At 35.4% G+C, this 23581-nt stretch carries 18 protein-coding genes; 7 read left to right on the top strand and 11 right to left on the bottom strand.

Features of this window, described 5'->3' with window-relative positions:
* Positions 1-15 precede the first annotated feature (15 nt).
* The 8 genes from PWP26_RS02700 to PWP26_RS02665 form a co-directional block, all read right to left on the bottom strand.
* Positions 16-327: a DsrE family protein gene (locus PWP26_RS02700; RefSeq protein WP_301398917.1), complete on the bottom strand. Its 312-nt coding sequence runs from the start codon at positions 325-327 to the stop codon at positions 16-18.
* A 107-nt stretch (positions 328-434) separates the two neighbouring features.
* The gene (gene priA / locus PWP26_RS02695; protein WP_301398916.1) at positions 435-2792 is read right to left on the bottom strand and encodes a primosomal protein N'; all 2358 of its coding nucleotides are present in this window, start codon (positions 2790-2792) and stop codon (positions 435-437) included.
* 22 nt (positions 2793-2814) lie between these two features.
* Positions 2815-3696 (bottom strand): UTP--glucose-1-phosphate uridylyltransferase, encoded by an 882-nt coding sequence (locus PWP26_RS02690; RefSeq protein ID WP_287568422.1) that lies wholly within the window; start codon positions 3694-3696, stop codon positions 2815-2817.
* Positions 3696-4172: a hypothetical protein gene (locus tag PWP26_RS02685; RefSeq protein ID WP_287568421.1), complete on the bottom strand. Its 477-nt coding sequence runs from the start codon at positions 4170-4172 to the stop codon at positions 3696-3698. Before PWP26_RS02685 ends, PWP26_RS02690 begins: the two co-directional genes overlap by 1 nt.
* Positions 4173-4181: 9 nt before the next feature.
* On the bottom strand, positions 4182-5345 hold the full coding sequence (locus tag PWP26_RS02680; protein ID WP_038060021.1) for a type IV pilus twitching motility protein PilT: 1164 nt from the start codon (positions 5343-5345) through the stop codon (positions 4182-4184).
* A 7-nt stretch (positions 5346-5352) separates the two neighbouring features.
* The gene (locus tag PWP26_RS02675) at positions 5353-6444 is read right to left on the bottom strand and encodes a type IV pilus twitching motility protein PilT (RefSeq protein ID WP_038060022.1); all 1092 of its coding nucleotides are present in this window, start codon (positions 6442-6444) and stop codon (positions 5353-5355) included.
* A 47-nt stretch (positions 6445-6491) separates the two neighbouring features.
* Positions 6492-6926, bottom strand: coding sequence for an NIL domain-containing protein (locus tag PWP26_RS02670; RefSeq protein WP_000262566.1), 435 nt, complete (start codon positions 6924-6926; stop codon positions 6492-6494).
* A 16-nt stretch (positions 6927-6942) separates the two neighbouring features.
* Positions 6943-8685 carry a YcaO-like family protein gene (locus PWP26_RS02665; protein WP_287568418.1) on the bottom strand — a complete coding sequence of 581 codons (1743 nt, stop codon included), beginning with the start codon at positions 8683-8685 and terminating at the stop codon, positions 6943-6945.
* Positions 8686-8753: 68 nt separating this feature from the next.
* On the opposite strand from PWP26_RS02665, the gene mnmA reads away from it, so the two are divergent.
* Positions 8754-9770, top strand: coding sequence for a tRNA 2-thiouridine(34) synthase MnmA (gene mnmA, locus PWP26_RS02660; protein ID WP_038060023.1), 1017 nt, complete (start codon positions 8754-8756; stop codon positions 9768-9770).
* 22 nt (positions 9771-9792) lie between these two features.
* Positions 9793-11295 carry a UvrD-helicase domain-containing protein gene (locus tag PWP26_RS02655; RefSeq protein WP_301398914.1) on the top strand — a complete coding sequence of 501 codons (1503 nt, stop codon included), beginning with the start codon at positions 9793-9795 and terminating at the stop codon, positions 11293-11295.
* Here PWP26_RS02655 and PWP26_RS02650 read toward each other — a convergent pair.
* The gene (locus PWP26_RS02650) at positions 11285-12628 is read right to left on the bottom strand and encodes a sigma-70 family RNA polymerase sigma factor (RefSeq protein WP_038060025.1); all 1344 of its coding nucleotides are present in this window, start codon (positions 12626-12628) and stop codon (positions 11285-11287) included. The genes PWP26_RS02655 and PWP26_RS02650 overlap by 11 nt on opposite strands.
* A gap of 95 nt (positions 12629-12723) precedes the next feature.
* Here PWP26_RS02650 and PWP26_RS02645 point away from each other — a divergent pair, with 95 nt between their 5' ends.
* Entirely contained in the window at positions 12724-13479 is a 756-nt protein-coding gene (locus PWP26_RS02645) for a hypothetical protein (protein ID WP_287568414.1), read from the top strand.
* Positions 13480-13481: 2 nt separating this feature from the next.
* Here PWP26_RS02645 and PWP26_RS02640 read toward each other — a convergent pair whose 3' ends face one another.
* Positions 13482-14561, bottom strand: coding sequence for a CCA tRNA nucleotidyltransferase (locus PWP26_RS02640; RefSeq protein WP_301398912.1), 1080 nt, complete (start codon positions 14559-14561; stop codon positions 13482-13484).
* Positions 14555-16423 (bottom strand): tRNA uridine-5-carboxymethylaminomethyl(34) synthesis enzyme MnmG, encoded by a 1869-nt coding sequence (gene mnmG / locus PWP26_RS02635; protein WP_287568410.1) that lies wholly within the window; start codon positions 16421-16423, stop codon positions 14555-14557. The genes PWP26_RS02640 and mnmG overlap by 7 nt, the downstream gene beginning before the upstream one ends.
* Positions 16424-16637: 214 nt before the next feature.
* Here mnmG and ileS point away from each other — a divergent pair, with 214 nt between their 5' ends.
* Genes ileS through pabB form a run of 4 tightly spaced genes read left to right on the top strand, consistent with a single transcriptional unit; the run spans position 16638 to position 23558 of the window.
* Positions 16638-19439, top strand: coding sequence for an isoleucine--tRNA ligase (ileS, locus tag PWP26_RS02630; protein WP_273010687.1), 2802 nt, complete (start codon positions 16638-16640; stop codon positions 19437-19439).
* Positions 19440-19910 carry a signal peptidase II gene (lspA, locus tag PWP26_RS02625; RefSeq protein WP_273010686.1) on the top strand — a complete coding sequence of 157 codons (471 nt, stop codon included), beginning with the start codon at positions 19440-19442 and terminating at the stop codon, positions 19908-19910. It begins immediately after the preceding gene.
* On the top strand, positions 19900-21783 hold the full coding sequence (locus PWP26_RS02620; protein WP_301398911.1) for a lipopolysaccharide assembly protein LapB: 1884 nt from the start codon (positions 19900-19902) through the stop codon (positions 21781-21783). The genes lspA and PWP26_RS02620 overlap by 11 nt, the downstream gene beginning before the upstream one ends.
* Positions 21783-23558, top strand: a complete 1776-nt coding sequence (pabB, locus tag PWP26_RS02615; protein ID WP_273010685.1) for an aminodeoxychorismate synthase component I — start codon at positions 21783-21785, stop codon at positions 23556-23558. The genes PWP26_RS02620 and pabB overlap by 1 nt, the downstream gene beginning before the upstream one ends.
* Positions 23559-23581: the final 23 nt, after the last annotated feature.

Raw genomic sequence — 23581 nt, 5'->3', positions numbered from 1 at the left:
TTTTGGTTTTTATTTTTAAAAAGTTAAAACTTTATCTGCCTCTTTAACAAGCTCATAAAGATCTACCATAAAGGCTACTGGACAAGTGGAAGAAGGCTCAAGCCCATGAGCCTTTAAACATACACCTCAGACATAAAAATCTCCTTGAAAAGTATTTATTTGTTCCATTATGTTAAACTGCTCGTTAGAAAGCTTTTCAAATAAAACAGCTTTTCCTAACATAAAAACCGAAACTTCCTCTCCTTTTTGAGAAGCAACATTTGCTAACCTCATAGCATGGTATATAATTTCAGGATCGCTACTGGTGATAATAATAAGAATTTTCATAGACCTCCTCCGTCAAATTTTCATTGAAAAACTATATACCTAATCTTTTTTACTTATCTTGTTTTTAAATTTTAGACATAACTACCTATGTATATGTTACATTTACTTTATAAAAGGTCTTCTGGGTCTATATCGTAGGTTATTTTTAAACCTTTTACCCTAAACTTACCCAAAAAACTTCTTAAAACTTGGTTAATTTTTTTATAACTCTCTGACTTGATAAGAATATGCCACCGATAAAAACCTTTTAACTTTCTAAAAGGACAAGGAGAGGGGCCTATCACCCAAATCCCTTCTAATCCTTCGTCCTCTATAATTTTTTCTAAAAATTCTTTAGCTTTAATACTTTCTTGCTTTACTATTTCTTCTTTTATACCCTCTACTCTTATAACTGTTAGCCTTACAAAAGGAGGAAACAAAAAAGCCTTCCTTAAGGCTATTTCCTCTTTATAAAAACTTTCGTAATCCTGGGTTAAGGCATACTTTATAACATAGTGTTCCTCTAAAGAGGTTTGGAAAAAAACCTTACCTCTTTCGGTCTTTCTTCCAGCCCGACCTGCTGCCTGGGTAAGGAGATGGAATGTTCTTTCTGCAGCTTTATAAGAAGGAATAAACAAGCCCTCCTCTGCCCTTAAAACTCCTACTAAACTTACCCCTGGAAAGTTGTGCCCATGAACCCCCATTTGGGTACCTACGATAATTTTGGGAATAGGTTGGTAAATTTTTTCCATGATTTTTAAAAACTTTTTTTCTGTATTGATACTATCCCTATCTAATCGTATTATCTCTACTTCTGGAAAAATCTTTCTTAACTCTTCTTCCACCCTTTCTGTTCCTGCACGATAAAACTTTAAGTTAGTCCCTTTACAAACAGGACAGACTAAAGTTTTAGTGAATTCAAAACCACAATAATGACATAAAAGGCTATCTTCTTCTTTATGATAAGTTAAAGGAATACCACAATTAGGACATCCCCAAAGATGATGACAATCTTCGCACCTAACCAAAGGGGCATATCCTCTCCGGTTAAGGTATAAAAATACCGATTTTCCTTTGGCAATTTCCTCATCTATAGCCTTTTTTAAAGATGAAGTAATCAGCTTAAAACCTGGATTTTTTATAAGACGAACCTCTGGAAGTTGTGTATAAGGACGTTCTTTTAGAACCAAAAGGTCATATTTTCCTTCAACAGCCTTGTAAAAAGTTTTTATGCTTGGGGTAGCTGAACCTAAAATTACCGGTATGTTTTCTAAGCTCCCTCTTACCAAAGCAAGGTCTCTCGCATTATATTTACAGGGAAGAGTCTCCTCTTTATAAGAAGGATCATGCTCTTCATCCACTACTATCAATCCCAATCCTTCTATAGGAGCAAAAATAGCAGACCTTGCTCCTACCACGATTTTAACCTCACCCTTAACAATTCTTTGCCACTCTCTAAATCTTTCTCCTGCTGAAAGACCACTATGAAGAACCGCTATCTCTGTTTTGAAATGCTTAAGCAACAACATTTCCATATAAGTGGTTAACGCGATCTCAGGAACCAGAACTAAGACTTTTTTACCCTGATTTAAGACCTCCTTTATAGCCTCTAAATATATTAAAGACTTACCACTCCCTGTAACCCCAAAAAGCAAAATAGGATAAAAACCCCCTTTATCAAGTCTTTCCTTAATGTTTAAAAAAACTCTTCTCTGTAAAGGGGTCAAAACATACTTTTCTGGAACAGACATAAACATAGGAATCTTTCTCATTTTCAAATACTCTACCCGCTCCAAAAACCCTTTCTTGATTAACTTGTTTACCTCTTTAGAAGAAAAAAGATTTTTTAAAATTTTCTCAGGAACTTCTTTTAATCTATTGATATAACGTAATATTTCGTTTTTTTCTATAACTTCTTCTGACAGACTAGGCTTTAATTTAATAAAAACTTCAGTGGGAATTTTTACTTCTGGAAAATAGTACTGAATTTCTATCAATCCTTGTTTTTTCCATTTCTGCAATTCTTTAGAAGAAAGTTTGGTCTTTCTAAGAAAACTCTTAAACTCATATCCTTTTGTTTTTATCAAAGAAAAAACCTCAGGAAGATCTCCTTTTTTCAAAGCCTCTTTTCCTTGTGAGGTAAGAAAAATTCGTTTTTTAGGAAGACTAAAGATCCCAGAGGGAAGGGCAATTTTGTAAACCAAACCTAAAGCACATAGATAATAATTTGCAACCCATTCAAAAAAAGGAAACATCTTTGGAGGGACGATAGGTTCTTTGTCTATTACTTCTTCTACTTCTTTGTAGGTAAAAGGAGAATTTTTGATGAGGTTTTCCTCGGCTAACTCACAGTTTAGAACAATCCCTATTAACCTTGAGTTTCTAAAAGGGACAATACACCTTACCCCAGGAAGGATGAACCTGTCACTTAAGTAAGAAAAAGTTTGATGTAAAGGTAAAGGAAGGACTACCTCAACAAGATACATTTAAGGTTTAAAATTTTTTATCTCAAAAACCGAAGCGTTCTTGGCAAAAACTTCTTAAAACTGCCTCAAGCCTAGGGTCTTTACAGGCGTAATGAAGGATAGTTTGAAAAAAACCCTCTTTGTTTCCTGTATCAAACCTTTTTCCTTTAAATAAATAGGCGTATACCTCGTGTCCTTCATCTATCATAAGCTGAATGGCGTCGGTAAGCTGATATTCTCCATTGACCTTAGGTATTCTTTTAAGATAATCAAACACTATAGGATTTAAAATATAACGTCCTATGATAGCAAGATTAGAAGGAGCCTCTTCTGGTTTAGGTTTTTCTACCACTTTTTTTACCTTTATAAGGTCGGTCCCTACCCTTTCGCCATCAATAATCCCGTACTTAGAAACATTTTCCCAGGTTACCTCTTCAACTCCTATAAGGCTTATTTCAGAACTTTTTGAAAACAAATTTTGATAAACTTCTAACATCTGCTTAATACAGGGGGGATCTGCATCTACCAAGTCATCTCCCAACAAAACAGCAAAGGGTTCTTCACCTACCGCCTTTTCTGCCATCAAAATGGCATGTCCTAATCCCTCAGGCACCTTTTGTCTAACCTCTATAAGATATTTAATCTTTTCTTCTACCTCTTGTACCTTTGCTAAAAGCTCTGTTTTCCCTCTTTCTTTAAGAAAACTCCTTAAGTTTAAATCAATATCAAAGTAATCTATAATCTTGCCCTTACCTTGAGAAATGATAAAAATCAAGGTATTAACTCCAGACTGAATTGCTTCGTCTATCACGTATTCTATCGTAGGTCTTTCTATAACAGGTAAAAGTTCTTTAGGGACTACTTTAGTAATCGGAAGCATCCTTGTCCCAAGTCCTGCTACAGGTAGCACCGCTTTTTTTATCATCATACCCCTCCCTCAATACTTTTTTCAAAAAAATATTTTTGAGTTTTCTTAAAATGTTTATAAAGATCTTCCCAATAGGAAAGACCCTTAGTATAAATGGTTGAAAATTCTGATAAATGCTGAGGGTTTAAAACTAAATTAGCACTCCATAAAAAAGTAGTTTTTGGGTCTAAAGTTTGTACCTGAGGACTTACATATATCACCTCAAGCTCTCTTCTTAGTTCAACAGAGATTTTAAAATCTAAAAATTGTTTGATCTCATAAGCTTCTTCTAAAGAATTAACCCCTATCACTAATACCTTTAAAAGTCTGTTTTTAATCAAAAATATTAAGTCTTCCTTATCTTTAATTTCTCTTACAACATAATCTTTATTAACTTCAAACCACTCTGCTATAGGACTGAAAGAATCGGAAAGTTTCCAAAAAAAACCGACGACTAATTTTTGTAAAAATAAATCTGAAACATCAACCCTCATAAATACCCCTTATTTTACTCCTTTACCTCCAAGTTCTAAGTGAAATGTTTCCTCCTCAACCCTTCTTTTTTTCTTAATAAGATCTATCTGTCTTCCTACAATATCTTTTCTTAATGCATGATAAATGGCTAAATCTTCTTCTATAAGATTTTTTTCATAAAGTTCTATAAGGTGTTGATCAAAAGTTTGCATCCCAAAAGGCTTACCTTGGGTCATAACATCATAAAGAGTTTTACCTTCCGATTCTCCTGTGAGAATAATTTCCTTTGCCCTTAAGTTATTGTAAAGAATATCAAACACGGGAATCCTTCCTCCTCCTATCTTGGGAAGGAGTTTTTGTCCTATAACCCATTTTAATGAGGCTGCTAATCTTTGTCTTATAAAGTTTTCTTCATCGGGAGGGTAAAAACCAATCACCCTGTTTATCGTTTGAGAAGCTCCTATCGTATGCAAAGTAGAAAAAACTAAATGTCCTGTTTCAGCTGCCATAAGGGCAATATCCATTGTTTCTCTATCTCTTATTTCTCCTACTAAAATCACCTGAGGAGCTTCTCTTAGGGCAGCCCTAAGTCCCTCTGCATAGGAGCTAAAATCTGTACCTAATTCTCTCTGATTAATGGTAGCTTTAATTGGTTGATGGATATATTCTACAGGGTCTTCTAAGGTTAAAATATGGACCGGTTGAGTCTTATTTATTTCATGAAGGATAGCAGCTAAGGTAGTGGTTTTCCCCTGACCTGTAGCTCCAGTAACTAGCACAATCCCAAATTTTTCTTTAGCTATTTTATAAAAAACCTCAGGGAGACCTAGCTCATCTATACCTTTAACCCTACTCTCAAGTTTTCTCATAATAATATTATAGGTTTTTTGACGAGAAAAGATGTTTACCCTAAAACGAGTTTCGTCATCTAAAAAATAAGAAAGGTCTGCATATCCATCTTTAAAAAGTTTAAAAAAAAGTCTAGGATTTTCTTTTAAAAGGTTAAAAGCAATGGTCTCGGTTTGGTGAGGGGTTAATTTTTCTACATAAAAATCTTCTAAATATACATTTTTCATCTTTCCATAAACCATAACCTGAAAAGGATAACCTGAAAGGATGAAAATATCAGAAATACCTGGTTCTATATTAGCCAACTTAGAAAATAGCGCTTTTATATCAAAATCTGTTAGCATGGATTTACTAACCCGGCATTTCGGTGAAGTCTAAAATTTCTTTATTTTGGACAAAAGGAATAAACCTACTTTTATCAACTGCCTTAATAAAGGCTTCTTCAGGGCTTATCCACTTGTTGTTAAGATATTCCATAATACAATCATCAAGAGACATCATCCCATATTTTCTACCCATCTGAATCATCGAAGGTATTTGATGGATCTTATTTTCTCTTATCAGATTTCTGATAGCAGGAGTAGCTATCATGATTTCCATAGCCACAATTCTACCAGGTCTGTCTATCCTTTTAAACATCGTTTGAGAAATAACTGCTCTTAAAGCCTCTGATAAAGAAACCCTTATCTGGTCTCTTTCCTCCGGAGGAAAAGCATCCACAATTCTACTCACAGTTTGAGCTGCGCTGATGGTATGAAGGGTAGCAAATACTAAATGTCCGGTTAAAGCTGCTTCAAGAGCTAAAGAAATGGTTTCTAAATCTCTCATTTCACCTATCATGATAATATCAGGGTCTTCTCTCAGAGCAGCCCTAAGGGCATTAGCAAAACTTTTAGTATGGGTACCCACTTCTCTTTGGTTTATTAAGCAATTCTTAGGTTCATGCACAAACTCGATAGGGTCTTCTATGGTAATAATATGGTCATAACGCATTCTGTTGGCATAGTCTATAATAGCAGCTAAGGTTGTAGATTTACCTGACCCTGTAGGACCAGTAACCAAAACTAAGCCTCTTGGTAAAAGAGCTAACCGATTAAGGATAGGAGGAAGACCTAATTCTTCTACAGTTTTTATCTTGTTAGGAATAAGCCTAAAGGCTGCAGCAACCCCTCTTCTTTGACGATAATAGTTCACCCTAAAACGAGCTAAACCAGGAATTTCATAACCCCAGTCAACTTCTCCTTGTTCTTCAAACTTTTTGATAATTTCTTCAGGAGCTATTTCATAGAGCATTTCTCTAAGTTCTTCATCTTCTAAAACTTTATATTTAACCCTTTGAAGGTCGCCGTGGATCCTAAGAAGGGGAGGATTACCTGCAGAAAGGTGCAGGTCAGAAGCTTGGGTGTCAACCATCAATTTAAAAAAAGCGTCTAACTTCGCCATTGTCTAATAATTATGTTAAAATTTTATTTAAAAGTCAATAGACCTCTTTAGGTAAAACTTTCTACCTCACTTTCTACGTGAACCTCCATAGCTTTGGTGATACAAACTGCCACACAAAACTCACAAGCAGTGCATTTTTCAGGGTTAAACCTTATATAAAAGGTATCTTTTTCTACATAAAGAGCCCCTGTTGGACATGCAGCAGTACAGTTTCCACAATGAATACATTTTTCCTCATTTTTGATGATCTGTTGTTCTAAAGACTTGACTTCAACCCCTACCTCTCTAAGATAGTTTAATCCTTCTCTTAGTTTTTCAGGGGTGCCTTCTAACTCTAAGATCATGATACCTTCTTTACCAGGAGTGATTACCGCCCTAAGAATGTTAAAAACTAAATCATAATCCTTTACCAGCCTATATACTATAGGCTGGTCTACTATCTCTGGGTTAAACTTAAGATATAAACCCTTTTTGTAGACCACCTTTACCCTCCAAGGATTAGTTTTGGTTGTTTAAAAACTTCCCACAATATTCTAATCCCATTTTAGCAACCGTCAAATCAGGATTAAGCTCTAAGGCTTTTAAGAAAAAAACCTCTGCAGTAGGTAGCTGGTTTAACGCCTTTAAACAATAACCTACATTAGCATAGTCTATGGCTGAAGCAGGATTTAAATCTATAGCTTTACAGAAGGCCTCCATCGCTAAAAAATATTCTTCTAATTTATAATAAGCCCTTCCTAAGATGTTGTAAAGCTCAGGTACCTCTTCTAAAGAAAGACCTTGTAAAGCAGTTTCCACCGCTTTTTTATACTGTTCATCCTTTAAATAAGCATCGGCTAAATGTGTATAAAGGGCTATTTTGTCGTCGTCAAAATCGATCATTCCAAGTGCCTTTTGATAGGCTGAAATCGCTTTGCTAAACTCTTTTAGTTCTTTATACACATTACCCAGAAAAGCCCAAAGAAAATATCTGTCTGGTACCTCCTTTATCAAATCTTCTAAGATTGATTTCTGAGACTCAAGAGGAAAATAAAGACTTAAAGTTCTTACAAACTGATAAAGATAAGAAATCTTAGTTCTTTCTCTAAAAAGTATTCCTGGAATCACCGCATAAACCGCAGGAATTTCTAAATCTGGGCGAGTGATATCTATCAAATAGGTTTGATAACCTATCTCTTTTAGTTTATCGGTTAACACCTCAAGTTCTTGCGTATGATCTTCGGAATAAAGATTAGGAAGATCCTCCAAACTAACCTCTCCGTTGGTAGCTAATACCTGAGAAGCTTCTTCTAAGGTACGAAATTTGGGAAGTCCACTTTCTAAATATTTACCCTCGGTATCAAAATCTCCTGCCAGCTGAGCTACTTCTGTCAAGGCCCTTATTAAAGCCCTTTCTGGTGAGGTGCCTGTACCAGCAGCATAAACGATTTCACTTCTGTGAGGATAGGTAGAGGGATCCATCGCCATCACCGCTATTGTTGGAGCAGGCATTCCAAAGGTCATATCTCTTATCCACACTTTAATCCCCAATCTCTCATAACAAGAAAGAAGCCTTTCTCCTTCCCCTGAAATTGAACTTCTTTTTATTTCAGCCATTGGTATACCCTTTCTCACCGAAAGAGCGTTCACATGTCTTTCTATCAACTCACAGATAGCCTGAATGGCTGCCTCAGGATAGGTATTTCCTCCAGCAGATCCATTATATTCATAAAGTATCCAAAACCAATGAAAAGGTAGATATTTAACTTTTTTAGTAGTAACCTCTAATCCAGGAACAAACCACATAGGAGTCTTTTTTATATAACGATAGGCTATTTCTTTAACCTTATCTTGTTCGTCATCTTCTACAGACCTCAAAAATATTTCCCAAGAGAGGGCATCTTCTCCTAACTCTTCGAAAGTTGTTAATCTTCCTACCGTTTCTACCGATCTATAAAAAGAAAACAGGGAAAACCTTTCTACCAACTCCATAAGTGCACTCGCTTTAGCTAAAACCTCAGTAGAACCTTTACCCATCTGTTTAAAATTTCCGGTAATCCTTTGTCCATCTATATCATAAAGACTTATATAAACAGGAATTCCAAGTCTTCCCTTATCTATCCTCTGAACCCCTTTATAAACCTTAACCCCCAGGCTTTTAAGCCTGTTTTCTACCCTCGATACCGTCTCTTCAGGAAAAGCCGCTTTGTCGGCTATTACTTTTTTAGAAGGTTGAAAAAATTTTTTTAAAAGGCCTTCCATATTCCACTCCTTTTGTTTATAATTTAAAAAATTTAATTACTTTGGTAAACTTTATTTTACCATAAAACATGAAAATCGCCATTTGTCTAAGCGGAGGAATTGATAGTGCTGTTTCTGCCTATCTTTTAAAAAAACAAGGAGTTTCTTTAGTTGGAATTACGTTTAAGCTTTTTGAAAAACAAAAGGAAATAGAAAAAGCTAAGTTTATAGCCCAAACACTTGACATACCCCATCACATCATAGACCTTACCCAAAAATTTCAAGAACAAATCATCTCTTATTTTATAAACACTTATGCCCAAGGGAAAACTCCTAATCCATGCGCTCTATGTAACGCAAAAATAAAATTTGGGGAAGTCCTTGACTGGACGTTAAAAAATTTAGGAGCTGAAAAGTTAGCTACCGGACATTACGTAGATTTAGGGGAATACCAAGGTGAGCTCTTGTTAAAAAAACCAAAGGATACTAAAAAGGATCAATCTTACTTCCTGTCCTTGATTAACAAACAAGTCTTACCTTTTCTAAACTTTCCTCTAAGTGGTTATTTAAAAGAAGAAGTTAAAATTATGGCTAAAGAAATTTTTGGGATAGAAACTTCGCAAGAATCTCAGGACGTATGTTTCTTAAAGAGAACTTCAGTTAAAGAGTTTTTATCTATGTTTTTACAACCTAAAAAGGGGCCTGTGGTTTATAAAGAGAAAGTAGTTGGAACCCATGAAGGGATATTTTTCTATACCATAGGGCAGAGAAAGGGCTTAAGGCTTCCGTTAGGCAAACCTCTTTATATAACCTGTTTAGACCCACAAACTAATACCATTTTTTTAGGAGAAAAAAAAGACCTTGCAGTCAAAGGTCTTGTACTTGAGAGTCTAAACTTACACCTTCCGATAGAGAAATGGACCTCTCCTGAAGCTCAGATAAGATACCGTGCCCCTAGGGTGAAGGTTAAAGATATAATCACTGAAGGCAAGAAAACAAAAGTTCTTTTTGAAGAGGTTGTTTTTGGGGTAACCCCTGGTCAGGTTTGTGCCTTCTATGAAAAGGAGTTCTTATTAGGAGGTGGGATTATTGTAGACAAGTTATAATTTCAGTTTATAATCAACCTCTATGGAGTTTAAGCTCACCAAAGAACAACAGGAAGTTTTAGCTACCCTTCAAGATGCAATCGTAATAGCAGGTCCTGGAACAGGGAAAACCTATACCCTTGTGGCTAAGCTAAAACAACTTATCGAAAAAAACGAGGTTTCACCTAAAAAAATTTTAGTTCTCACTTATTCTGTAAAAACCTTAAAGGAATTAAGGCAAAGATTGATTCAGGTAGGTTTGGAAAAAATAAAGGTTGATACCTTCCACGGTTATGCCTATGATGTATGGTGTCAACATCATCAAAAACCTCCTAAACTTATTACAGAAAAAGAAAAAAAAGAAATTTTAAAAAAACTTTTTGGTAAAACCCCAAAACCTCTAACTAAGCCAGCAAACAAACTAACTTTTTTCGAATATCTTAAAAAAAACCAACTTCTAGACTTTGAACTTTTACTTTATGAAGTCTCATCTATTCATAACCTAAACTTTTCAGGTTATCATATAATTATAGACGAATTTCAAGACCTTTCAGAAGATATTTTAGAATTTTTAACCCTTTTTAAACATGCAACCTTTACGTTGTTTGGTGATCCTAATCAATCTATTTACGGTTTTCGTGGGGTAAATCTAAAAAAAATTAAAGACTTTTGGCATAACTTTAGACCTAACTTTAAAGTCCTGACCCTTTCTCAAAGTTTTAGATGTCCAGAAGAAATCCTCAAAATAGCTGAACATTTTAAATGTTCACCCTGGGAACAAATACCTTACACCAGTTTAAAAAAAGAAGGAAAGGTTCAGGGGCTTTTTTTTGAAAATCCTTTTCAAGAAAGGGAGATTTTAACTGATTTAGTAAAAGATCTTTTAGGAGGATTACAGTTAGAACAACAAACACATGAAGGAATCTCTCCTAAAGAAATCTTTGTCCTTGCAAGATTAAAAGAGGTCTTTCAACCCTTAAAAGAAGCCTTTCTCAAGGCTGGGATACCGATTCATTTAGTAGAAGATGAAGCTAAAGCTACTTATGAGACTCTACAGGAGTTTATTTACGAGGCTCAATCTTCGGCATTTTCTATAGCCGATCTGATAAAAAAGGCACCTTCTAAGGTGAAAACTTATTTAGAAAATCTTTGGGAACTTTCGAACCAAGATAAAGAAAAATTTTTAGGCTATCTTATCAGCGCTCAACCTTCTGACTTTATAAATACAGACCGTGAAGGGATTAACTTTCTCTCTATACATGCCTCAAAAGGGCTTGAAGCTGAAGTAGTTATTTTAGTGGGCGCAGAGCAAGGGCTTATTCCCCTTACAATTTTTAAGGACACAGACGAAGATGAAGAAAAAAGATTGGTTTACGTTGCCCTAACTAGGGCTAAGCGAGAATTTTATTTTTCTGGGGTAAAAGAAAGAAAAGTCTATAATTTTTGTCTAACCCAAGGGTTATCACCGTTCTTTAAAGGGATCCCTCTCAAAACCTTTAAGCCAAAACCGCCTAAACCTAAGCAACCAAGTCTTTTTAATCTCTGATGTCAAATTTTTCTTTTTGAGCAAGCTGCCTCATTTTATAAAGGGCTTTTTTCTCTATCTGTCTAATCCTTTCCCTTGAGACCTTAAACATATACCCTATCTCTTCTAAAGTATATCCCTCATATTCTCCAAGACCAAACCTCATGCGAATAATTTTTTCTTCTCTAGGAGAAAGGGTGGCTAAAAACCTTTTTATTTTCTCTGAAATATCCTTTTTTCTGGCTGTATCATAAGGAGATGGGCTTTTTTTATTTTCTATAAAATTCCCTAAGGTGCTGTCTTCATCTCCAATCGGAGTTTCTAACGAGACAGGTTCTTTTGAGGTTTCAAAAATTACCAAAATTTTTTCATAAGGTACTCCAGTTCTTTGAGAAAGCTCTTCAGGAGTGGGCTCCCTTCCTAACTCTTTAGAAAGCTCATAAAAAACCTTAAAAACATAGTTTCTCAGCTCTAAAAAATGTACTGGAAGCCTTATAGTTCTTGTCTTATCAAGAATAGCTCTAGTGATAGACTGCCTTATCCACCAAGAAGCATAAGTGCTAAACTTATTACCTTTTCTATAATCAAAACGATAGACTGCCCTCATCAAACCAAGGTTTCCTTCCTGAATAAGGTCAGCCAAAGACAACCCCTGTCTTACATACTTTTTAGCTATAGATACTACCAACCTAAGATTAGCTTTTACCATCTCATCTTTAGCCTTTTCTATACGAGCGATGTTCTTCTTTATTTCAGTACAAAACTCTTTTATACCTTTAGGCTCTACCTTGTGTTTCTTATTTTTTATATATCGTTCTTCTAATTCCTTAACAACCTTTTCCAGATAGTTAACGTAAGTCTTTTTAGGTTTAAGATTAGGGTCTCTTCGCTCCCATTCCTGAACCACCGCTTTTACCTCTAAAATCTCTTTACAGTCTATCTGAGTTTCTCTTATAATCTTTAATATATTATCAAACCCCTCTCTTATCTCTCTTGACAACTCCTCCTCTCTTTCTGGGGTTAAAAGGTCATACTTACCCATCTCTTTAAGATAAAGAGATAATAGCTCCTCTGAACCTGGCTCTGAGATAGTTTCTTCTTCAGTCAATTCTCCTTCGGCAAAAGTAGAAAGCTCTCTAATCTTATCATGGACTTTCTTTTCTATATACTCTTCTCTTTCGTAAGGATCCATGTCTTTTAACTCTATCCCATAACTCTCAAGAAGGTCAAAAATCTCTTCAATCTTATCAGGGTCGTTATACTCTTCAGGTAAAATCTTGTTTAACATTTCATAAGTAAGCTGCCCTGCTTTCCCTAACTCTAAAATCTTTTCGTTAAGGTCCTTTTGTGCCATTTACTTCAACCACCCCTTTTCTTTTTAAATTGTTTTGTTAAATTTAATTTTTAAAGTATAAACAAAAAATAATTATTAAACTTTTATCTTCAACCATGCATGATCCACTTTTATTAAAAACTTTAATCTACATGCTCAGCTATCATCCCGATGAGTTTGGTCTTATTCCTGATAATAATGAATTTTTCAAAATAAAAGAAATTTTTCAAGCTCTAAATTTTACTAAAAAATTTAAAAAACTAAACTTAAACATATTAAAGCAACTATTTTCTTATTATTATAGAGATTTTTTTGAATTTTCAGAACCTTTAAACTTAGTAAAGCCTAAAGAGAAAAAATTCACCCCTCCTTTTAAGATAAATTTAACCCAAGTTTATAATTTTAAAAAACTTTGGACATTTGTCAAGCCAAGGTTGTGGTATAAGTTGTGTTTAGATGAAAAATGGAGCCCCAGGGAAGGGCTTTTTCCTGTGTTTACTGAAAAAGAATTGGCAGAAAATTGGGCTAAAGCTAAGGGTGCACTGTTGATAGAGGTTTTACCTTATAAATTTTTTGAAGACCTTGAAATTTACCAGTTTGGAGAAAAGGTTTTGTTACTCTCTTACCTTCACTATACCTTCTTAAAAGGACCTCCTATTGATCAAAAGTTCATACGTAAATACTTACCTCAAGAAAAACCTGCTGAAAGGCCTGCCCCTATCCTCCCTTTTAATCAATCTGGTTTTACAGAAGACATTTACCAATCTGACCAAGACTTGCCTTTTAGAAAGCTTACTCGTGGAAAGAAGAAAGAAAAACCCTGGAAAAAATATCAGAAAAAAAAGGCAAGGTTAAGAGAAGAATTAGAATAGGGTTAATTCAAAATATCTTGTAAAATACTTACTAATTTTAGAATTTGATGAAAATAAGTTTTTTTTCGTATTTTTTTAGGGATAGGTTGCTTTTTTTGAGCAAAATAAAGGCCTTTATAAACATCTCTTAATAAATCCATAGACCGTTCAAACAACCTTCGATTAAACCTAAACGTAAAAAACAAAGAGAAAAACAAACGTAATAATTCCTTTCTTTCGAACACAGGCACCGGTTGAAAAGGTAAAGGAACGTACGGCTTACCTATTAACGGTAAAAAAACATAAGCAAAAAGGCAAATACGTTCTTCCACAGTCAAGCCCTGGTCTTGAGAAAGCTTGGTTAAAACAAGCCTAAGAAAATTTTCATCTAAGGATTTTTCTTCGACCATTTTTAGATAAAAAGGATATATCTGATAAAGTAACCCAGACTTTTGTAGAAGTCTAAACCAGTCCAGCACCCAAAAACCCATAAGGTCTTTTAAAATTTCATCCCTCAATCTTTCCCAAACTACCTTTTTAATAAGATGAGCGTTTCTGATAATTGCTTCCCAAGTTGAAGGTTCTATATAAAATTTTAACCTTGATGCATGTCTTATAGCTCTCAGCATACGAACAGGATCGTTTAAAAATCTTTGATCAGGGTCTCCTATCACTCTTATTATCCCTTTTTTGAGGTCCTCTAATCCTCCGACATAATCTATGATCTCTTTTGAAAAAACATCATAGAAAAGGGCATTTATGGTTAAGTCTCTTCTTAAAGCATCTTCTTCTGGGGTTCCGTAGTTTTCCTTCACTTTACCGTCATATTCTTCTTTACCTCTGAAAGTACTAACTTCGACGTACTGATCTTTGGTTATATAGACATGAACTATCGGAAACCTTCTTCCTATGATAAAAGCCCTTTTAGGGAAAAGAGAGACCACCTTTTGGGGAGTGGCGGTAGTTCCGATATCATAATCCTTAGGCTCTAATCCCAAAAGTAGATCCCTTACACACCCCCCTACCAGATAGGTAGTATATCCCTTTTGTTTTAAACGCTTGATGATCTTTAAGATTGGTCTTGGGATAGAAAGGTCTAACACTTTTTCTTTAGATATACTTGTATCGCTGAAATAGCTGCAGGGGTAGCTCCTGGAATTCTTAGGGCCTGACCCAAAGAAGTAGGCCTTATCTTACTAAACTTTTCACGAACCTCGTTGGTAAGGCCTGGGATTTCGTAATAGTTTAGGTCTTCTGGTAGTTTTATGTTTTCAAGGCGTTTAAATTTTTCTACCTCTTTGAGTTGTCTTTCTATATATCCACTATATTTTATTTCTGTTTCCACCTCTAAGAGAACTTCTTGGTCAAACCTTTTTAATTCTGGGAGGAATTCTACAAGGTCCTCTATCTCTATTTCTGGTCTTCTTAAAAGGTCGTAAGCCTTGGTAGTTTGTTTGATAGGAGTTATTCCTTTACTTTGAAGGTAACCGTTTATTAAATCAGGAGAGATCCTAATCTCTTGAAGAAGTGTTTGTAAAGTTTTTATTTTTTCCTTTTTATCGAGGTATCTCAACCACCTTTCTTCATCGATTAAACCTAACTTTTTTGCCTTTTCCGTAAGCCTAAGGTCAGCGTTATCTTCCCTTAGTAATAACCTATATTCTGCCCTTGAAGTAAACATTCGATAAGGTTCATCTACCCCTTTGGTTACTAAATCATCTATCAAGACTCCGATATAAGCTTCTGAGCGGTCCAGAATAAAAGGTTCTTCTTCCTTTACGTAAAGAGCTGCATTTATACCTGCTATAAGTCCTTGAGCTGCAGCTTCTTCATAACCTGTGGTTCCGTTAATTTGGCCAGCTAAAAACAATCCTGAGATGAGTTTGGTTTCTAAAGAGGGTTTAAGTTGAGTTGGAAACACAAAATCGTGTTCTATACCATAGCCTGGCCTTAATATCTCAGCCTTTTCCAAACCAGGAATACTTCTTACCATCTTCCATTGAACGTCTATAGGAAGGCTGGTGCTTATCCCGTTAGGATAAACCTCAACGGTATCAAGACCTTCAGGTTCGATAAAAACTTGATGTCTCTCTTTGTCTGGGAAACGGAAGACTTTATCTTCTATCGAAGGACAATACCTAACCCCTCTCCCTTTAATTTTTCCTGTAAAAAGGGGAGACCTATCTAAAGCACCTTTGATAATCTTATGGGTCTCCTCTGTGGTATAGGTTATAAAACATGGTACTTGAGGAAGAGGAGGTCGTTTTCCTACGTTTTTAAAAGAGAAAAGAGGTGGGGGGAAATCTCCCCATTGGATTTCCATTTTAGTATAATCTATAGTACGAGCATCAAGCCTGGGACAAGTTCCGGTTTTAAACCTGCCAAGCTCAAAACCCAGTTCTTTGAGATTTTCTGCCAGTTTGTTAGAAGGGGGGTCTCCAAGCCTTCCTGCTGGAAAACTTTCAAGCCCTATATGTATAAGTCCATGAAAAAAAGTTCCTGGGGCTATTACCACAGCTTTAGCCCCAAACTCTTCTCCTGCTTTAGTCCTAACCCCTATTACCCTTTTATCTTTTACCAAAATTTGAGTAACCAATCCCTGTTTGATAAAAAGGTTAGGTACCCTTTCTAACCTTTTTTTCATCCTCTCTTGATATCTAAACCTATCGGCCTGAGCTCTGGTAGCCCTTACCGCAGGTCCTTTCTTGGTGTTAAGTTTTCTAAACTGAATACCTGTCTCGTCTATAGCTAAAGCCATCTCCCCACCAAGAGCGTCTATCTCTTTTACCAAGTGACCTTTACCTATGCCCCCTATAGAAGGATTACAACTCATAGCCCCTATTCTTTCAAGATTGATGGTAAGAAGAAGAGTTTTACACCCCATTCTTGCAGAGGCTAAACAAGCCTCTATTCCTGCATGTCCTGCTCCTATGACTACCACATCAAAGCTATCAAGAAAAATCATCCTAACCTTCCTTAATATTCTTTAACGCCTACCCAAAATTTAAACTTTCAAGTTTATAATTATACCACATTAACTTTTCCCTTAAATCCCTACTCCTAATAATGGTTACTTTTTTCAATAAGCTTACTTTTTTAATAATAATCAAAAACAATAGTGCTTTTTGTAAGTTATGTTAAAATTAAACAGACAGTTTACTTAAAAGGAGGCTTTCATTATGGATTGGAAAGACACCCTTAATCTTCCTCAAACTGACTTTCCGATGAAGGCTAATCTTGTAGAAAGAGAACCTAAATTTTTAGAGTTTTGGGAAAAAGAAAAAATCTACGAAAAAATGCTTGAAAAAAGAAAAAATGCTCCTTTATACATCCTTCATGATGGGCCTCCTTATGCTAACGGGCACATACATTTAGGTACAGCCTTAAACAAAATCTTAAAAGATATTATCGTAAAAAGTAAAATGATGGCTGGATACAAAGTACCCTTTGTACCAGGATGGGATTGCCATGGGTTACCTATTGAATTGAAAACAGAACAAGAATTAGGGGTAAAAAGAGGAGAACTCCCCCCTCTCACAATAAGAGAGGCCTGTAGAAAATATGCAGAAAGGTACATAAACATACAGCGAGAGGAGTTTAAAAGGCTTGGGGTCTTTGCTTTTTGGGATAAGCCTTATCTTACGATGGATTACAGGTATGAAGCTACAATTGCCAGAGAATTTTTAAGGTTTTTAGAATCAGGCCAGGTTTATAGGAAAAAAAAGCCTGTTTTTTGGTGTCCAACCTGTGTAACTGCCTTGGCAGAGGCTGAGGTAGAGTATGGACCACATAAGTCTTATTCTATTTTTGTAAAATTTCCCTTTACCGAAGACCTTAAAGAATTTATCTCTAAAGAATATCAGGTGACCTTAGACAAACCGGCTTATGTATTAATCTGGACCACTACTCCGTGGACATTGCCTGCAAACTTAGCTTTAGCCTTAAACCCTGAATTTGAGTATTTACTGGTAGAGTGGGAAGGAGAATATTATTTAGTAGCTGAAGGCCGTGTTTCAGGTCTTTGTGCTGAACTTAACAAGGATTTACCCAAAATCGTTGCTAAGATAGACCCCAAAACTTTAGAAGGCAAAAAAGCTCTTCATCCCTTTTATAGCAGAGAAAGCCTTGTCATCTTGGCTGATTTTGTGAGTTTAGAAGCCGGAACAGGGATAGTGCATATCGCCCCTGGACATGGAGAAGAGGACTATCAGGTAGGGCTTAAATATGGATTAGAAGTTTATGTGCCTGTTGACCAGGAAGGTAAATTTTACAAGGATGTAGACTTAGTTGGTGGACTTTCTATCTATCAGGCTAACGAAAAAATTTTAGAAATTTTAAAACAAAAAGGGCATCTACTTTCCTCAGATAAGATAGAACACAGTTATCCTTTTTGCTGGAGGTGTAAAAAACCGGTTATTTTTAGGGCTGAAGACCAGTGGTTTATCTCTATGGAATTAAAGGGTTTAAGGGAGAAAGCTTTACAAGCGGTAGAAAAAGTCAAATTTATTCCTTCCTGGGGAAAAAACCGTCTTTACAGCATGTTAGAAAATAGACCCGATTGGTGTATATCCAGACAAAGGGTATGGGGTGTCCCGATTACCGTTTTTAAGTGTGAAAACTGTGGAGAGATTTTAAAAGATTTTAAGTATTATGAAAAAGTTATAGAAATCTTTGAAAAAGAGGGTTGTGACCCCTGGTTTGTAAAACCAGCAGAAGAGCTTTTACCAGAAGGGACAGTATGTCCTAATTGTGGTCATAACCGGTTTTCTAAGGAAAAGGATATTTTAGACGTCTGGTTTGATTCAGGGGTTTCTTTTGCAGCAGTGCTTGAAAAGAGAGAAGAACTTTCTTTCCCTGCAGACTTATATTTAGAAGGATCAGACCAACATAGAGGTTGGTTTCATAGTTCCCTTCTCTGCTCGGTAGGAACAAGGGGGGTTCCTCCTTACAAAGCATTACTTACTCACGGGTTTGTGGTAGACGGACAGGGAAGGAAAATGTCTAAAAGCTTGGGGAACGTCATTCATCCCCAAGATTTAATCAAACAACATGGAGCAGAAATTTTAAGGCTTTGGGTATCGGCTGAAGACTACCGGGATGACATAAAAATCTCTAAAGAAATCCTTTCAAGGTTGGTTGAAGCTTATCGTAAGGTTAGAAATACCTGCAGGTTTTTGATAGGTAATCTTTATGACTTTGACCCTAAAAAAGACTTGGTACCTTTTGAAAAACTTCCACCCTTCGAAAAATACATTCTCTATAGACTAAGCAGGCTGATAGAAAAGGTAAAAAAAGGCTATGAGGACTTTGAATTTCATGTAGTCTATCATGAAATTTATCGTTTTTGTGTAGTTGAACTTTCCTCCTTAATTATAGATATCAACCGGGATTATCTTTATTGTGAACCCCGAGAAAGTTTCAAACGTAGGGCTACTCAAACGGTTTTTTACTATGCGTTAGATTCTATAGTTAAACTTATAGCTCCCATCTTTTCTTTTACCGCAGAAGACATCTGGCAAAACCTTCCTTATCCTAAAGAAGAAATCTCGGTTTTTCTTACCGAATTTCCTGATTACAGGTTTGATCTTTCGCAAGATGAGGTTAAGAGATGGGAAACCATACTTAGCCTTAGACAAGAATTTCTAAAAGCCTTAGAGATAGCCAGAAAGGACCACAAAGTTATCAACACCTTTTTAGAAGCTGAAGTCTATGTAGAGGCTCCGGAAGATATAAAGGATCTTTTAAAAGATAGCTCTTTTTGGGAATATTTTTTGATGGTAGCTAAATTTGAATTGATAAAAACATTAGACCCAGTATCTGAACCTCAAACTTTTGTTTCTGAAGAGATATCAGGGCTTAAGATTTTAGTGAAGCCTACCGAATATAAAAAATGTGAAAGGTGCTGGCAAAGAAAACCTGAAGTTGGCACTCTCCCTAACCCTGAGCTTTGTGAAAGATGTTATCAAGTGGTGAGCGGTTAAATGAAAACCTTTTGGATATGGGCTAATATAGTTTTTTTATTAGACAGGTTAACCAAATTTTGGTTTATAAACTTAATCTATCCAGGAAATCAAGATGTTTGGCAAGTTTTACCTGGGATTAACCTGGTTAAGGTTTGGAATAAAGGAGTAGCTTTTGGCCTATTTGCTAAAGACAGCTTTTTAGGAACCTTAGGGTTGATTTTTCTAAACCTAATCCTCCTTGCACTGATATTTTTTTGGGCTAAACATAAAGCTTATAAACCTGAAACCAAGACGGAGATCATCGGATTAGGGTTGATCTTTGGGGGAGGGGTTAGCAACCTTTTAGACCGATTGGTGTTTGGGGCAGTTTTCGATTTTATAGACCTTTATGTAAAAAATTTTCATTGGCCTGCTTTTAACATAGCCGATATAGCCATAACCTTAGGACTTTTTATCTTAATTTACAAACAATTAAAACATGTTTCTTAAGGTCGTTGAAATCCCCAAATTAAAACATTTTTTGTTTAAAACCTCTTCTCAAGAGGTAGATTATCACGTAGAAGAGTTTTTAAAAAAGACATACAAAGAGATATCTTCTAACCTTTACCAAGTTCCCCCTAAAAACCTGGTTTATCTCAACGAGATCCTTTACAACCTGAAAGAGCGATTTAAAAAATTTTTAGGTTCTTCCCCTTTACCGTTTTATGTAATCCTCTCAAAAGAAAGGGACTTTTCAGAAAAGCCTCGATATGTAAGGGCAGGAAAAGTCTATTTTCAAGAAAACCTAAAAAGAGAGGTTTTACAGGAGTTTGAAGGAGTAAACCTTTTTTATAAGGTCCAGGACTGGTTAGACAACTGGAAGGAGCTAATGCTGCCTGCTACTGTTGACCCTAAAATTAGTTTTTTTTATAAAGACTTCTTTTTTACCGGACCAAATCCAACATGTTTTTTCTGTGAAAGCACCCATCATCCTTACCACAAATGTCCTGGTCTTTTAGAACCTCAACCAAGATCGGTGTTAGAACAAGCCTTAGACCTTCCTTTTTCAGAGATTGCTCAAATCATCTGGCAGGGCTTGATAGAGGAAAAACCAAATTATTTTCATATAAGGCACTTTTATCTTTTACCTGAATTCTTAAAGATAGTTTTTTACCGAGGAGAAGGGTTAACTTCCTGGTCTCAGTTAAAAATTTCGATAGAAACCCCTGTAAGAGGTGGAAACATCGGGATAGGTTTGGATGCTCTCATAAAAGGGGATTTAAACGTTGCTGAAAGTCGATTTCTTGAAGAAGAAAGTGATTTAAAGGCCTGTATAGGGTTGACTTTTGTAAACCTGTTAAAAAATAGATGGGATAGGGCTCTATACTTTCTTGAAACCGCTCTAAGTCAAAATACCTCTAATTTTATCAAAAGTTATCTAATTTTTTTAAAAGGATATATCTACGAATATCAAGGAAATGACCTAACAGCCAAAGACCTATATCAAAGGGCTTTTGAGTTAGATAAAACCTTTTTACCTGTTTTCTTCAGATTAAGGGTTTTAGATTATTTAAATGATGAACCTATTGAAAAGTTTATGGGTTATTTTGGGCATCCCCTTCTTATTTTCTGGGCTTTTACCAAACCTCTGTTTATTAGAGATCAGGAAGAGTTAGAAAATTTTATAGAAAAACGAATCCTTGAGAAAAGAGAAAATGCCTTACAGAGGCTTAAAGAAGCTGAAGACCTGTTTCATCGGTTAAAACACGTTATGAGCAAGGATGAAATCATAGAATACGAAGAATTACTTAAAACCTTAGCTTATGACATTTATCACAGAGGTATGGGAGCAATAGATAAAGCCTCAGACCGAGCACTTGACCTTACCCTTGAATTACAGGCTTTGGTTTATAACAAAGTAAAAGAAATAGACCATAAAATAACTGAGTTAAAAAAACAATACGAAGTTCTTGCGAACTTTTGGGTAAAGTATCCTTATAAAGAAGAGGATATGATTTTTGGAAAAGAATTAAAATCCCTAAAGGATTTAATCGAAAAAAACTTAGAAAAAACCAAAAAAAGGGATATCTCACAAATTTTACCATTGATGTTTTCAGAACTAAACTTAGCAGAAGAAAAGGTTCAACTATTAAAAGACCTTAAAGTTGACCTTAAGAAAAAATGGGTGTTTAGAAGAAGGCTGACAGACTTTTTAAGAAATTTTTTATTGTTAGAAACCCTTTTGGTAACCTTCTATGTGATCGGTTATCTTCTTGAAAGTTCTCTTTTAGAAAGCCTTCTTTCTATTCCCATGTTTTTAATAATCTCTGTAGTTCTATTATTGCTCTGTTTGATCCTTGCCTATACCAAAAATCCTGAATGATGAGATTTATTTGGGTTAAAGCAGATAAAATTCCCTATCAGGTTTTATCTTTTGAAAACCCTATAGAAGTCATTAAATTAGATGATCCCTCTGCTCTATCTCTTTTTTTCAAAAACCTTCAAAATTTTATAAAAAAAGGTTTTTATGCCTGTGGTTTCTTATGTTATGAAACAGGATACTTATTAGAAAAAAGACTTAACAAGTTTTTCAAAAAACCTAACTTGCCACTTGGTTATTTTGGAATCTACCCTCCTCCACAAAAATTTTTTATTAATCCCCTTGAATTAGCTAAAACAGAAAATTTTCTGTCGATCGAAAATCTTAGTTTTTCTATATCTAAAGAAACCTACCAGGAGGACATAAAAAAAATAAAAGACTATATAGCTTCTGGGGATGTTTATCAGGTTAACTATACTTTTAAGGTCAAGTTTTGTTTAAAAGGACATCCATCAGACTTATTTTTTCAGCTCCTCTTTTCTCAGCGCTGTAAGTACAGTTTTTATTTAGAAGAAGAAAATTTCTCGATAGCCTCTTTATCTCCAGAACTTTTTCTCAAAAAAGAGGGATATTTTTTATCAACCTCTCCGATGAAAGGAACGATTAAAAGAGCTCCGGTTTTCGTTTTAGACCAAAAGAGAAAAAGAGAACTTTTTTTGGATGAAAAAAATCGGGCAGAAAACGTAATGATAGTAGACCTTTTAAGAAATGATTTAGGAAGGGTTTGTGTACCAGGGGAGGTTTGGGTAACCCAGCTTTTTAACATAGAAACCTACCCTACCCTTCATCAGATGACCTCTTCTGTAAAGGGAAAACTTTTCACCGAAAATTTGTTTGAAATTTTCAAAGCGCTTTTCCCCTGCGGTTCAGTTACCGGAGCACCTAAGATAAGGGCGATGGAAATTATCGCTGAGGTTGAAAAAGAACCCAGAGGAGTTTACACAGGAGCGATAGGGTATATAGACCCAAACCATAATTTTCTATTTAACGTGGGGATAAGAACCTTGGTATTCACTAAAAAAGATTTAGAAAGTTATCTTGGAGAAGCAGGTATTGGAAGTGGAGTGGTTTGGGATAGCAAATCTGATGAAGAATATGAGGAGTGTTTGCTCAAAGCTAAATTCTTTTTAAATCCCTTGCCTTATTTTCAACTGATAGAAACCTTCTGGTTTAAGCCTAATACCCTTAATCCTCTCCTAAAACTCCACTATCAAAGGTTGATGTTTTCTGCCAAATATTTCAGGTTTAACCTGCCCAAGGTTTTACAGAATTTTTCCAGTTTCCAAAGCTTCATCGAAACTCAAATACCTGACCAAAAAAAATATAAAGTAAGGCTCCTTCTTTATCCTGAAGGGAAGGTAGAGATATCTCTTCTTCCTTATGAGGGTTGGAAAAAAGGACTAAAAATAGCCTTTATGAAGCGAGATTTTGATTTATCTAATCTTTTCTATCACAAAACTACCGTAAGATCTCCCTTAGAAAAAGCCCTGCAAAAAGTAAAACAGTTAGGATTCGATGAAGTAGTGTTTTTTGATGAAAACGGTAAAATTCTCGAAGGATCTTTTTCTAACTTTTTCGTCAAAAAAGAGGGGAAACTCTATACTCCACCTTTAAAATTAAAACTTCTTGATGGAGTTCTGAGAAAATTTTTGGTTAAAAAGAAAATAGCCTTAGAACAAGAAATCTCTCTTGAAACCCTAAAAAACTTTTCAGAAATTTATGTGGGCAATTCAGTCCGTGGACTTGGTAAAGTAGAAGATTGGTTTATACTAAAGTAAAATTATTCAAAAGCGCATAGTAA

Origin of the sequence: Thermodesulfobacterium sp. (assembly GCF_030445475.1) — a bacterium.
In the GTDB taxonomy this organism is placed as follows: Bacteria; Desulfobacterota; Thermodesulfobacteria; order Thermodesulfobacteriales; family Thermodesulfobacteriaceae; genus Thermodesulfobacterium; species Thermodesulfobacterium commune.
This window is presented reverse-complemented; position numbering and strand designations above follow the sequence as displayed.

Coding starts and splice junctions, on each gene's coding strand:
- priA (WP_301398916.1), bottom strand. CDS start 2,792: ATGTATCTTGTTGAGGTAGTCCTTCCTTTACCTTTACATCAAACTTTT.
- PWP26_RS02690 (WP_287568422.1), bottom strand. CDS start 3,696: ATGATAAAAAAAGCGGTGCTACCTGTAGCAGGACTTGGGACAAGGATG.
- PWP26_RS02685 (WP_287568421.1), bottom strand. CDS start 4,172: ATGAGGGTTGATGTTTCAGATTTATTTTTACAAAAATTAGTCGTCGGT.
- PWP26_RS02680 (WP_038060021.1), bottom strand. CDS start 5,345: ATGCTAACAGATTTTGATATAAAAGCGCTATTTTCTAAGTTGGCTAAT.
- PWP26_RS02675 (WP_038060022.1), bottom strand. CDS start 6,444: ATGGCGAAGTTAGACGCTTTTTTTAAATTGATGGTTGACACCCAAGCT.
- PWP26_RS02665 (WP_287568418.1), bottom strand. CDS start 8,685: ATGGAAGGCCTTTTAAAAAAATTTTTTCAACCTTCTAAAAAAGTAATA.
- mnmA (WP_038060023.1), top strand. CDS start 8,754: ATGAAAATCGCCATTTGTCTAAGCGGAGGAATTGATAGTGCTGTTTCT.
- PWP26_RS02655 (WP_301398914.1), top strand. CDS start 9,793: ATGGAGTTTAAGCTCACCAAAGAACAACAGGAAGTTTTAGCTACCCTT.
- PWP26_RS02650 (WP_038060025.1), bottom strand. CDS start 12,628: ATGGCACAAAAGGACCTTAACGAAAAGATTTTAGAGTTAGGGAAAGCA.
- PWP26_RS02645 (WP_287568414.1), top strand. CDS start 12,724: ATGCATGATCCACTTTTATTAAAAACTTTAATCTACATGCTCAGCTAT.
- mnmG (WP_287568410.1), bottom strand. CDS start 16,423: ATGATTTTTCTTGATAGCTTTGATGTGGTAGTCATAGGAGCAGGACAT.
- ileS (WP_273010687.1), top strand. CDS start 16,638: ATGGATTGGAAAGACACCCTTAATCTTCCTCAAACTGACTTTCCGATG.
- lspA (WP_273010686.1), top strand. CDS start 19,440: ATGAAAACCTTTTGGATATGGGCTAATATAGTTTTTTTATTAGACAGG.
- PWP26_RS02620 (WP_301398911.1), top strand. CDS start 19,900: ATGTTTCTTAAGGTCGTTGAAATCCCCAAATTAAAACATTTTTTGTTT.
- pabB (WP_273010685.1), top strand. CDS start 21,783: ATGAGATTTATTTGGGTTAAAGCAGATAAAATTCCCTATCAGGTTTTA.